Origin of the sequence: Methyloversatilis discipulorum (assembly GCF_000385375.1) — a bacterium.
Classification (GTDB): Bacteria; Pseudomonadota; Gammaproteobacteria; order Burkholderiales; family Rhodocyclaceae; genus Methyloversatilis; species Methyloversatilis discipulorum_A.
This window is the reverse complement of record NZ_ARVV01000001.1, coordinates 1,769,097-1,780,770: the sequence shown is the minus strand read 5'-3', so window position 1 is coordinate 1,780,770 and position 11,674 is coordinate 1,769,097. Positions and strand designations below refer to the sequence as shown.

General features: G+C 69.3%; 9 protein-coding genes. 2 read left to right on the top strand and 7 right to left on the bottom strand.

The genetic code is table 11. From position 1 onward, the window contains the following. The first annotated feature begins 134 nt into the window (after positions 1 to 134). Positions 135 to 2,309 carry a catalase/peroxidase HPI gene (gene katG / locus METRZ18153_RS0108415; protein WP_020164317.1) on the top strand — a complete coding sequence of 725 codons (2,175 nt, stop codon included), beginning with the start codon at positions 135 to 137 and terminating at the stop codon, positions 2,307 to 2,309. A 385-nt stretch (positions 2,310 to 2,694) separates the two neighbouring features. Here the strand turns inward: katG and METRZ18153_RS0108410 are convergent, their stop codons facing one another. From METRZ18153_RS0108410 to METRZ18153_RS0108385, 6 genes are all read right to left on the bottom strand, one after another. Then, positions 2,695 to 3,597, bottom strand: coding sequence for an HDOD domain-containing protein (locus tag METRZ18153_RS0108410; RefSeq protein ID WP_232416003.1), 903 nt, complete (start codon positions 3,595 to 3,597; stop codon positions 2,695 to 2,697). A 275-nt stretch (positions 3,598 to 3,872) separates the two neighbouring features. After that, entirely contained in the window at positions 3,873 to 4,148 is a 276-nt protein-coding gene (locus tag METRZ18153_RS0108405; protein WP_019918632.1) for a cupin domain-containing protein, read from the bottom strand. A gap of 315 nt (positions 4,149 to 4,463) precedes the next feature. Further along, positions 4,464 to 6,797 carry a penicillin-binding protein 1C gene (gene pbpC / locus METRZ18153_RS0108400; protein WP_020164315.1) on the bottom strand — a complete coding sequence of 778 codons (2,334 nt, stop codon included), beginning with the start codon at positions 6,795 to 6,797 and terminating at the stop codon, positions 4,464 to 4,466. After that, the gene (locus tag METRZ18153_RS0108395) at positions 6,794 to 7,033 is read right to left on the bottom strand and encodes a hypothetical protein (RefSeq protein ID WP_020164314.1); all 240 of its coding nucleotides are present in this window, start codon (positions 7,031 to 7,033) and stop codon (positions 6,794 to 6,796) included. Before METRZ18153_RS0108395 ends, pbpC begins: the two co-directional genes overlap by 4 nt. 77 nt (positions 7,034 to 7,110) lie before the next feature. Beyond that, complete coding sequence (locus METRZ18153_RS0108390) at positions 7,111 to 8,889, bottom strand: pyrroloquinoline quinone-dependent dehydrogenase (protein WP_029143640.1); 1,779 nt, start codon at positions 8,887 to 8,889, stop codon at positions 7,111 to 7,113. 114 nt (positions 8,890 to 9,003) lie between these two features. Continuing rightward, the gene (locus METRZ18153_RS0108385) at positions 9,004 to 10,059 is read right to left on the bottom strand and encodes a hypothetical protein (protein WP_020164312.1); all 1,056 of its coding nucleotides are present in this window, start codon (positions 10,057 to 10,059) and stop codon (positions 9,004 to 9,006) included. A 127-nt stretch (positions 10,060 to 10,186) separates the two neighbouring features. Between METRZ18153_RS0108385 and METRZ18153_RS0108380 the strand changes: the two genes are divergently transcribed. Further along, positions 10,187 to 10,606 (top strand): hypothetical protein, encoded by a 420-nt coding sequence (locus METRZ18153_RS0108380; RefSeq protein WP_020164311.1) that lies wholly within the window; start codon positions 10,187 to 10,189, stop codon positions 10,604 to 10,606. Between the two features lie 29 nt (positions 10,607 to 10,635). On the opposite strand, the gene METRZ18153_RS0108375 is transcribed toward METRZ18153_RS0108380, so the two are convergent. After that, positions 10,636 to 11,622, bottom strand: coding sequence for a hypothetical protein (locus METRZ18153_RS0108375; RefSeq protein WP_029143639.1), 987 nt, complete (start codon positions 11,620 to 11,622; stop codon positions 10,636 to 10,638). Positions 11,623 to 11,674 lie beyond the last annotated feature (52 nt).

The window sequence follows — 11,674 nt, the reverse complement described above, 5'->3', positions numbered from 1 at the left end:
CAGGGCTGAAGGCGGGGCGTTGCTCCCCCCGCACCTTGGTTGCACCCCGAACTGCCCGCGAAAGTTGTTCCGGGCGCTTACCTGACACCGGCCGGAAGCATCGCGCCGGAGTCCCGAAAAACAAGGAGAGCGATGTGAACACGAGAGATCAGAACACGATCGGCAAATGCCCGGTCATGCACGGCGGCGCGACCACCGGCAGCATCAACGTGATGGAGTGGTGGCCTGAGGGGCTGAATCTGGACATCCTGCACCAGCACGACCGCAAGACCAATCCTATGGGTGAAGGCTTCAACTATCGGGAAGAGGTGAAGAAGCTCGACTTCGCCGCACTCAGGAAGGACGTGACCGCGCTGATGACCGATAGCCAGGACTGGTGGCCGGCCGACTGGGGCCACTACGGCGGCCTGATGATACGGATGGCCTGGCATGCCGCCGGCACCTACCGCGTGGCCGACGGCCGCGGCGGCGGCGGCACCGGCAACCAGCGCTTCGCCCCGCTGAACTCCTGGCCCGACAACGGCAACCTCGACAAGGCCCGCCGCCTGCTGTGGCCGATCAAGAAGAAATACGGCAACAAGCTGTCCTGGGCCGACCTCATCCTGTACGCCGGCACCGTCGCGTACGAGTCCATGGGCCTGAAAACCTACGGCTTCGCCTTCGGCCGCGAAGACATCTGGCACCCGGAAAAGGACATTTACTGGGGCTCGGAGAAGGAATGGCTGGCCAAGTCCGACAACCCGCACAGCCGCTACTCGGGCGAACGCGACCTCGACAATCCGCTGGCCGCGGTGATGATGGGCCTGATCTACGTGAACCCGGAAGGCGTGGACGGCCAGCCCGACCCGCTGAAGACCGCCCACGACGTGCGCGTCACCTTTGCTCGCATGGCGATGGACGACGAGGAAACGGTGGCGCTCACTGCCGGTGGCCACACCGTCGGCAAGGCACACGGCAACGGTGACGCCGCCCTGCTCGGCCCCTCACCCGAAGGCGCGCCGATCGAGGAACAGGGCTTCGGCTGGATGAATCACAGCACGCGCGGCGTCGGCAACCAGGCGGTCACCAGCGGCCTCGAAGGTGCCTGGACCACGAACCCGACCTGCTGGGACGACGGTTACTTCAAGCTGCTGCTCGGCTACGAGTGGGCACTGACGAAGAGCCCGGCCGGCGCCTGGCAGTGGGAACCGATAGGCATCCGCGAAGAGGACAAGCCGGTCGACGCGGAAAACCCCTCGGTCCGCCACAACCCCATCATGACCGACGCCGACATGGCGATGAAGATGGACCCTGCCTACCGGAAGATTTCCGAGCGCTTCCACGCCGACCCGGCCTACTTCAGCGAAGTGTTCGCCCGCGCCTGGTTCAAGCTCACCCACCGCGACATGGGTCCGAAAACCCGCTACATCGGTCCGGACGTGCCGGGCGAAGACCTGATCTGGCAGGACCCGGTGCCCGCCGGTCGCACCGACTACGACCTTGCCGCCGTCAAGGCAAAGATCGCCGCTGCTGGTCTGAGCATCGGCGACATGGTCGCCACCGCCTGGGACAGCGCCCGCACCTTCCGCAGCTCCGACATGCGCGGCGGCGCCAACGGCGCACGCATCCGCCTCGCGCCGCAGAAGGACTGGGAAGCCAACGAACCGGCACGTCTGGCGGAAGTGCTGCCGGTGTACGAACGCATCGCTGCGGAGACCGGCGCCAGCGTGGCCGACGTGATCGTGCTGGCCGGCAATGTCGGTGTCGAACAGGCGATCAAGGCGGCCGGCTTCAATGTCACCGTGCCGTTCGCACCCGGCCGTGGCGACGCCAGCCAGGCGCAGACCGACGTCGAATCGTTCGAAGTGCTCGAGCCGGCCGCCGACGGCTACCGCAACTGGCAACCGCGCGACTACGTGGTGAAGCCGGAAGAACTGCTGCTCGACCGCACCCAGCTCCTCGGCCTCACCGCCCCGGAAATGACCGCGCTGATCGGCGGCCTGCGCGTGCTCGGCACCAATCACGGCGGCAGCCCGCACGGCGTATTCACCGACCGCGTCGGCGCGCTGACGAACGACTTCTTCGTCAATCTGACCGACATGGCCTACCGCTGGAAGCCGGCCGGCAGCAATCTGTACGAAATCGTCGACCGCAAGACCGGTCAGGTGAAATGGACGGCAACCCGCGTCGATCTGGTGTTCGGTTCGAACTCCATCCTGCGCGCCTACGCCGAGGTCTATGCACAGGACGACAACAAGGAAAAGTTCGTCCGCGACTTCGTCGCCGCCTGGACCAAGGTGATGAACGCCGACCGCTTCGACCTCGTCTGAAGTCGCCGGCCGGAATGACAAAGCCCGCCTCCGCATCCGCGGGGCGGGCTTTTTCTTGATCTGCACCGAAGTCCGCGCTGTGCTGCGGCCCTGTCGCGGCCAAGGCCGCTCCCACGGGGACTGAGCCAGACCCGCGGCCGAAGCCCTGGCGGAAGTTCTGTGGGAGGGGTCTTGACCCCGACAGCAACCTGAATCGAAGCCCGTGGACTACAGCGAACGCGTCGCGACCGAGGCTGCTCCCACGGGGACTGAGCCAGACCCGCGGCCGAAGCCCCGGCGGGAGTTCTGTGGGAGGGGTCTTGACCCCGACAGCGACCTGAATCGAAGCCCGAGGACTACAGCGAACGCATCGCGACCGAAGCTGCTCAAACCGGGGAGAAGCGCCTTACCCCTGCATCGCCCCGCGCCGCAGCACGCCGTACACCTGTTCGATCTCCGGCAGCAGCCCGGCGAATCGCTCACGCGTCGGCGCCGGGCGCTGGCTGACATGGCATACCGGATCGTCGTACAACTCGGTCGCGCCACCGGCCAGCACGCTGGCGGTGAACACCAGATCCGACAGCGAGCGCGGCATGCCGGTGCTTGCGCGCGGCTGTTCGTGATCGCGCATCGCATCGATCAGCACCTCGGGCACGCCCAACGACTGCAGCAGCGATTCGCCCACGCTTTCGTGCCATTCGAGGATGAGCGCATTGATGTCCTGCGCGTCGAACGCCGCCGACGGGCGCCGCGCCAGGCGGTCCAGCAGGTAGAAGGCACCGATGTCGTGCAGCAGCCCTGCCGTCATCGCCTCGTCCGGATCGAGTGACGTGAGCCGGCGCGCCAGCACGAAGGCGCCGGCCGCCGTACGCAGCGTGTGCAGCCACAGCCGACGCGACAGTTCGTCGACGTGCGAAAGCTGCCGCGCACAGCCGATCTGGCCACAGGACACCGCACGCGCCACGCGCTGCGCCCGGTCCGCGCCCAGCCTGGCCAGCGCATCGCGCACGCCGGTCACCGGCTCGGCACGCCGACCGCGGTTCGCGCGCCTGAGCAGCCGCGCACACAGCAGCGGATCGACCCGCGCCGCGCCTGCCAGATGGGGCGTCGTCACCTCGGGCGCGCGCAAGGTCTGCCGCACGCACAGCAGTGCGTCGAAACAGATCGGAAAGATCACCCCCGGTCGCAAATCGCGCGCGAGGTCGGCAAGCAGGTCGAAGGCGCGGACGCTGTCGTCAGCAGGCGAAAGCATCGGCGCGAAGTCGCGCGTGGCGACGGAGGGCATCGTGGCGCTGAACGATGGATTCAATCCGTTCTCCCTGGCGGACGACGGCACAGGCCGGGCCTGCGGGCTGACCGGAACAGCAACCGGCCTCGTTCCATCCTCTACACGCGGGCGACGCAAGCGGATGCACCCGGAGAGCCGCCATCCGCGTTCAGGACTGCGTGCATCATCCGCCTGAACAATCCACGGCACCTGACAACTATGTGGCACTTCGCCGTCGCTCGGGAGCCGATCACCGTCCACGCAAACAAAAAGGGCCTTGAAACATCAAGGCCCTTTCGTCGTGCAAGCGGGTGCGCTCAGCTGTGCTTGTAGTGCTTGCGCAGCGGTTTCACGACTTCCCACATCGACTTCATGCCCTTCGGGAACACGACGAAGTCGCCTGCCTTGATCACCACCTTGTCACCGCCCTGCGGCGTCACGTGGATTTCGCCTTCGAGCAGGTAGGCGCTTTCGGTCATCGAGAAGTCGAGCGGGAACTTCGACACTTCCTTTTCCCAGATCGACCAGCTGGACACGCCCAGCTCCTTCAGCTTCTCTTCGGTCGGGTTGTGATCGACGACGATTTGAGTCATGGCTATTCCTTGATTGGATGGGAGGTTGAAACGAAAGGCGGTGCCGCCTGACGGCGAGAAAAGCGATGGACGGTCCTCCACAGCGTGACCGTTACCGAGGCTTGCATGCTCACGGCGGCCGGCCCACGGGTCAAGGCAAGGCGGCGCGGCATCGCCGAATCGGACCACATCGTTTCGGTGCCGCCGGTTTTCGCGAATCGGAATGTCAGGAACGGAACACTGCCGGAGCGAGGTCTGCTCGCGACTGAACCCGGAACAGCCCCGTCACACCGTGCCGCAGGCTGAACGACCGGAAAGGGTGCCAGTTCGCACCGGCTAGATCCCGGGCGGCGCATCCACCGTGAAACGGACACTGTGATGCCTCCCCGCTTCGTCCATCACGGTCAGGCGGTGCGTACCCGCCTCGTTCAGCAGCAGTTTGCCACCGGCGTCCGGCATCACCCTCTGCCCGTCCAGCAGCCAGTACACGGGCCCCTGCGCGCCGCGCACGGCGAGTTGCAGCGACACGTGGTGGTGCTGCGGTGCCGGGCGCAGGCGGCTGCCTTCGCTGAGGCCGACGATGCGCAGCGTGGCGGCGGGGGTGCCGCCGGTCGGGGCGCAGCCGGGTTGCCAGTCGGGGATACGCTGATCGGCGGGTAGCCAGCCGTCGAGCCAGGGTTGCAGCAAGGTGGGCCAGCGGGCGGTGTCGCGCGGCTCACCGTGGCCGCAGCCGGGCACCGTGCGCAGACCGCTGGCCGGGTCTATCCAGAGGGTCTGGCGCAGGCTGCTGCCGTCGATGCGGTCGGGCCGGGTGGGCGGCACGGCGCCAGCCAGTGACCAGGCGGCGCGGCGGCGGTGGCACAGTGGCGCGGGGGTGTCAGCAGCGGCCGTGCCCAAGGGCCAGCAGATGTCGACCGGCTGCACCGAGGCCGGCCGCTCGCGCGGCGGGATGAGCTCGCGCGGCAGTGCGGCGGCGATGTCCTTCAGCAGGGGTGCAGCGACATTGGCGCCGAAAAAGCCGGGGTTGGGCGTGCCGTCCGGCCGACCCAGCCACACGCCCAGCGCGTAGCGGCCGGACACGCCGACCGCCCAGGCGTCGCGGAAGCCAAAGCTGGTGCCAGTCTTCCATGCCAGCGGCGCGGCGCCGCCGCCCTCGATGAAGGGCCGGTCCGGGTGACCACCGCCTTCCAGGATGTCGCGCACGATCCACGCGGCACCCTCACTCATCAGCCGCGTTTCCTCGACCGGGGCCTCCGGCGTCAGACGCGGTTTGCCGGCCAAACCGCCGACGGCGAGCGCGCGGTAGCCGCCGACCAGTTCCTCCAGCGTGACGCCGGCGCCGCCAAGGATGAGGCTGAGATTGGGCTGTTCGCCGGTAGCGATGCGCGGCTTGATGCCGGCCTGAGCCAGCCGCGCGGCGAAACGCGCCGGGCCGATCTGGTCCAGCAGGTCGACGGCCGGCACGTTGAGCGATCTCTGCAGCGCCTCGGACACGCTGACCGGCCCGGAGAAGTCCGCCTGGAAATTGCCGGGCTGGTAGCCGCCGAAGGCCTGCGGCGCATCGATCAGCAAGCTTTCGGAGTGGATCAGGCCGTCGTCCAGCGCCATCGCGTACAGGAAGGGCTTGAGTGCGGAGCCGGGCGAACGCACGCCGCGCACCATGTCGACGTGGGCGCCACGCGCGTTGTCGCTGAAGTCGGCCGAGCCGGCGTAGGCACGCACCTCCAGCGTGGCGGCGTCGACCACCAGCGCGGCGATGGACACCCGCGGCGGCAGCACGCTGGCGCGGTCGGCCAGCAGGCGCTCGACCGTGGCCTGCAGTTCGCGGTCCAGCGTGCTGGCGACCAGGGTAAGGCCGGCGGCGCCGGCCTTGCGCGCGCGACTGCGCAGGCGCTCGGCGGCCAGTGGCGCGAGCCAGGCGCCCTGCAGCTTCTGCGCGATCACCGGCTCGATGCGCGCATCGGCCACCACTTCGGACGACCAGATGTCGAAGCTTTCGAGCCGCGCCAGCACGCGGTCGCGCGCGATCTGGGCCGCCTGCGGCGCGCGATCCGGACGCAGACGACTGGGCGCGCGTGGCAGTGTGGCGAGCAGCGCCGCTTCGGCGTGACTGAGATCGCGCGAAGGCTTGCCGAGATAGGCACGGCTCGCCATTTCGACGCCTTCGACGATGCCGCCCATCGGCGCGTGATTCAGGTAGAGCGTCAGGATGTCGTCCTTCGACAGCCGCCATTCCAGCTGCAGCGCACGTACGATCTGGCGCAGCTTGCCGCGCGGCGTGCGCGGCACCGGTTCGAGGATGCGCGCCACCTGCATGGTGAGTGTGGAGCCTCCGGACACGATGCGGCCGGTGGTGGCCCACTGCCAGGCGGCGCGCGCGAGCGAAGCCGGATTGACGCCCGGATGCCAGCGGAACCAGCGGTCTTCATAACCGAGCAGCGCGTCGATGTAGCGCGGCGACACCTCGGCCGGCGTGACCGGGTAGCGCCAGGCGCCGTCGCTGCCCGGCCAGGCGCGCAGTGGGCTGCCGTCGCGCGCCAGCACGATGAAGCCGTCGTTGCCGGACGGCAGCGGAGGAGGAAAGAGGCGGTCGAGCAGCCACAGCGCGACCAGCAACAGCAGGATGCCGGCGACGATGCGCCGCCGCCATGCCGCGCTGACCGACTTCATTCAGCGGGTGGGGGAGGAACCGGATCGGCCCCGGGCGCCGGGTGTTCCGCCATCCAGCGCGCGAGCAGCGCCTGACCCCGCTCGAACTCGGCATCCTCGATCAGCAGCGTGACCGCCCCGCCCTGCCGCGCGTCGGCAGAGCTGGCCGTGAGCTTGACGTGCAGGCCTTCGAGCGCGAGCACGTCGCGCAGCATGCGGGCGTCGAGTCCGTTGGCGATGGTGGCGAGGGTTTTCATGGCGAGCGATCGGATGCCGGCGCGGCGATGCGCCGGCGGTCGAGGCCCGCAATCTAACCGATATCGGTGCCGGTCGCTCAGCGTGCGCCGGTCGTCGCCGCGACGGCCGGCGCCGGCAGCGCGAACACGTGCAGGCCGTCACCCTGCGGGAAGCCGAACAATGCGTTGCCGCCGGCGGCGACCGCGACGTACTGGCGGCCGTCGATCGCGTAGCTGACGGGCGGCGCATTGACGCCGGCGTCGACCTGCCACGACCACAGCCGCATGCCGCTGCCGCTGTCGAAGGCGGCGAAGCTGCGCTCGCCGATGCCGGTGAACAGCAGCCCGCCGGCCGTCGACAGCACGCCGCCGACCATGGGCTGGTCGAGCTTCACCTGCCAGCGCAGCCGCCCTTCGTGGGCGAGGTCGACGGCCGCCAGCACGCCGCCACGCGGACCTTCCGGTTCGCTGACCACGTAGTGGAAGCGGCTGCCATCGGCACGCTCGGCTTCGCGCACCGTGTAGCGGGTCGGCAGGTGGATGCCGGGCACGAACAGCAGCGCCTGCTGCGGATCGAGCGCCGAGGGCGACCAGCTGGCGCCGCCAGCGATGCCCGGCGCGATCACGACGCCCTCGGCACTGGGCGCGGCGAACAGGTTCTGTTGCGGCACGAAGGCCTCGGAGCGAAACAGCAGGCGACCGTCGCGCCGGTCATGCACATAGACCCAGCCCAGCTTGCTCGGCTGCGCCAGCGCCGGGATGCGCTCGCCACCCTGCTGCAGCTCGAACAGCACCGGCGGGCTGGCGACGTCGTAGCCCCAGCGATCGTGCGGCACCTGCTGGTAATGCCACACAAGGCGGCCGGTACGCAGGTCCAGCGCGACCAGCGAGGCGGTGTACAGGTTGTCGCCGGGACGCGAACCGTCGGCCATCTGCGGCGAGGGGTTGCCGGTGCCGAAGAAGATCAGTCCGCGTTCGGCATCAATGGCCGGCGTCGCCCACAGCGAGCCGCCCCCATGGCGCCACGCCCCGCCCTCGCGGGCGAGCGCCGCGCGTTCGGCCGGCAGGTCGCGGCCGAGATCCAGGCCATCGGCGGTGCGGGCCGCGAACGCGCCCTCCCAGCCGGGGCCGGTCACGTCGAACTGCCACACGCGCCGGCCGCTGGCGGCGTCGAAGGCGGCCAGCACGCCGGGCCGCCCGTACTGCCCCGGCAAGCCGACCACCGCGTTCTCCGGGTGCAGGCCGTAGCCGACGCCGGTGATGCCGACGATGACCAGGTCGCCGGCCACCTGCGGCGCCATCGCGATGCCGACGCCGGTCGAGCCCTGGGTTTCGCGCCGGCTCAGCGGGTCGCTGTCCGGCAGTTGCGCCGCCTGCTCGGTCGCAGGCGCGGCGTCGGCCACCGCCACATTCCACAGCGGCTGGCCGGTGCGCGCGTCGAGCGCGATCAGACGGGCATCGACGGTGCCGACGAAGACGCGGCCGTCGCGCACCGCCACGCCTCGATTGGCAGGCCCGCAGCACAGCCGACCCGCGGGGCGCGGATGTTCGTAACGCCACAGCTCGCGACCGCTGCGCGCGTCGAGCGCGGCAACGTGGCTGAAGGGCAAGGACAGGTACATCCTGTCGCCGACCACGATGGGCGTCGCCTGGAAGGTGGCCTTGACGCCACTGCGCCAGGTCCAGGCCGGTTCGAGCTGCGCGACGTTGTCGCGGTTGATCTGGTCCAGCCGCGCGTGCCGCTGACCGCCGGCGTCATTGCCGTGCAGCGGCCAGTCGCCACTGCCACCATCGCCATGCGCCGCAGCGGCGGTCGTCAGTGCCAGCGCACACAGCAGGCGGCCGGCCAGCCTGCACATTCCGTGATCCCTACTCATTCGCCCCGCTCCGTCGTCGATGCCGACGGGATGGTAGGGCCGCTGCAGCTCGCGCCGTACAGGCAATTTGCCGCATCTACCGGTGGCAGCTTCCCCGCGCGGCGGGGCGAAGACTCAGGGGCGATCGAGCAGGTAGGTCAGGGTGCCGCCCTGCGCCGGGCGCTCGATGCGCAGCAGAACGGCGGCCACCTGCCCCTCCGTCTCCGCGGCTACACGCCGGTATCCGCGCATGACGCAGTCGTCGCGCGCGCTTTCACCCGGCTGCAGCACGCCATTCAGGCTGCGGTAGTGCAGTCGTCCGTCGGCCAGCCAGCCCGGCTGCACGCGATCGCGCGACAACGGTACCGGCAGGTCGAAGCCGTCGTCGCGCCAGCCGACGACGAAGTCCTGCTCGGACACGGCGGCAGGTGCGACCTCGATGCCGCTCTGCCACGCCTGGCCCGCCGTGTCGCGCCAGTAGATGCGCAGCGGCGGCGGTTCGCTGCCGTCGGCCCAGGCCAGATGCAGGTCTTCGCCGTTGCGGCACAGCCAGGGATGCATCTGCGTGGCGGTGTCGGCCCACAGCCCGCCCTGCAGCGCTTCGACGCGCTCGATCTGCACGCCCGGCGGCGCGATCAGCGACTGTGCAACGAGCACGCCGGCGTCGCCGAGACGAAAGCGCTGGGCCGCGTCGGCGCGATGCGGCAACGGCGTTTCGGGACGCGAGGCGCGGGCGACGGCGTCGAACTGGCGCGAGATCATGAACACTGGCGTCTGCAGCGCGGTGAACACCGCTGGCGGACACAGCAGCAGCATCAGGCCGCTGCCGGCGATCCATGCGGATTCGCCGCGCGACAAGCGCGGCGAGGCAAGCCAGCCGGCCAGCAGGTGCACGCCGAACCACAGCAGCGGCGCCACGCCGAGCAGCAGCAGGTAGAACACCGCCAACCCTTCCATGCCCGACACCGCACGCGCCGGGCCGAACACCGCCGCCACGACGACGGCCAGCGCCGGCAGCGAAGCCAGCCGCACCACCCACCACGACGCCCCCTTGCCGCGTGCCACGAACATGCGCCGCTCCAGCCGCAGCACGACAAGGGCGGCGACCAGCAATGCCAGCGAAACGACGGCCCACAGCGCGCGCGCAAGCGGCGGCTGGGCGGCGACGACGTCGTTCAGGAATTCGGGCATGGATTTCAGTGGGTGGACAGTGGTTGGCGCTCGTTCATCCGGTAACGGCAGCACATGCGCATTCTCAAGCCGGCCGGGCCGATGCCGATAGCACAACAGTTCCGTATGCCGACGAAGGACAACATCAATGAACGGTGAACGAGCGACAGAACACGACTACGTGCGCCTGCTGCGCGCCTGGGTGGCCAGCCTGAAGCAGCGCTTCCGTCTCGACCCGGCATGGGAAAGCGCGCTGGATCGACTGGACCGGCGCCTGACCGAGTTGCCGGCAACGGTCACCGCCTACGACGTCGGCCGGCTGTTCCACCCGCTGGAAAAGCACCGCATGGTCACCCGCGACACGCCGGGCGCCGACCGCGTGCTGCACTACCTGATCGAAGCAGGCCGTGACGGCCCGATGGAAAAATGCTCACCCGAACTGCGCGAGTGGTTCCGCAAGCACTATCTGTGGTCGAGCGGCAGCGTAATGATGCCGATGCAGGTCGATGAACTGAACACCCAGACCTCGGACGAGGCCTTTCGCCACTACTTCGGCAGCGGCACCTGAACAGAGCGCCGCGTGGCTGGCGCCCCCGCCTACAAGCCCGCCTTGTTGCATCGCTGCGACAACTGACCACGCAGGCGACCGTAATCAGCCAGCTCCGACACGTCCATGTCGCGCTCCACCGCGCGCCGGTAACAGGCCTCGATCGCATTCGCACGCGCCTCGCCGCCATACATCCTGCGCATGCCCGGATCGAGCATGCCGGCGACCACCTGGTCGGCGGTCGCCGCCCGGTTCACGCAGGGGTTCAGGTCGAATTGCTGCTGCGCGATCATCCGCTCGCCCAGCCGGCCCTCGGCCTGATGACGAGCAGTTTCGCGATCGACGCAATCGCAGTCGTAGCGCAGATACCCGGAGCCGCCGCGACCGGCGTTCTGTTTCGCGCACCAGTCGCGATTCTTCGCGCGCACCGCACCGGCGTCACCCGTCGGCGCTGCGGCAGCGAGAGGCATGGGCCTCTTGCTGTAGCCGGCTCCAAGGGATTCCGGCGTTCCCTGCCCGTGCAGGCAGCGCGCCATATAGGACTTTCGCAGGCCGGGGTCACCAATATTGTCGGCTGCCCATGCCTCGCAGGCGGGCTGCCGCGCCATCCTGTCCTGCCGTGGATCGATCGCCGTGCCAGCCGCCGAATCGGCCCGCTGCGCCGCCACCCGCTCGCGCGGCGACGGCGCGCCGGAGGACGCCGCGCCGCGCTCGGCATGACGCTTGCCCTCGCGTGACAGGCACATCCACAGCGACTGATCGCGATCGCCCGGCCGGCTCTCCCGCAGTTGCGCCGCCCTGCTGCGGCAAAATTCGATCTTGTCCGGTGGCACGCGCCCATCCGAGATATGAGCGTCCGCCATGCAGCGATAGCGCTGCGCATCGCCTCCCGCCCTGTCGCACTGTCTGCGCACGCCATCCGACCATTCGAGATACGCCTTCGCCCCCTCCGACGCCGCAGCGGCGGGCAGTGGAGGGCACGCTCCCCAGGCAAGAGCGGTGGCAACCAGATACGTTCTGACAAACGAGGCCTTCATCGGTCGCTCCCGTCATGAAAATGAACGGATGCCGCTCTGCTGCAATTGAACG

Excerpts from the sequence above, each read along its gene's own strand:
- METRZ18153_RS0108395 (WP_020164314.1), bottom strand. The coding sequence starts at position 7,033 with ATGAAAACCCTCGCCACCATCGCCAACGGACTCGACGCCCGCATGCTG.
- METRZ18153_RS0108385 (WP_020164312.1), bottom strand. The coding sequence starts at position 10,059 with ATGCCCGAATTCCTGAACGACGTCGTCGCCGCCCAGCCGCCGCTTGCG.
- METRZ18153_RS0108405 (WP_019918632.1), bottom strand. The coding sequence starts at position 4,148 with ATGACTCAAATCGTCGTCGATCACAACCCGACCGAAGAGAAGCTGAAG.
- METRZ18153_RS0108380 (WP_020164311.1), top strand. The coding sequence starts at position 10,187 with ATGAACGGTGAACGAGCGACAGAACACGACTACGTGCGCCTGCTGCGC.
- METRZ18153_RS0108390 (WP_029143640.1), bottom strand. The coding sequence starts at position 8,889 with ATGAGTAGGGATCACGGAATGTGCAGGCTGGCCGGCCGCCTGCTGTGT.
- METRZ18153_RS0108375 (WP_029143639.1), bottom strand. The coding sequence starts at position 11,622 with ATGAAGGCCTCGTTTGTCAGAACGTATCTGGTTGCCACCGCTCTTGCC.
- pbpC (WP_020164315.1), bottom strand. The coding sequence starts at position 6,797 with ATGAAGTCGGTCAGCGCGGCATGGCGGCGGCGCATCGTCGCCGGCATC.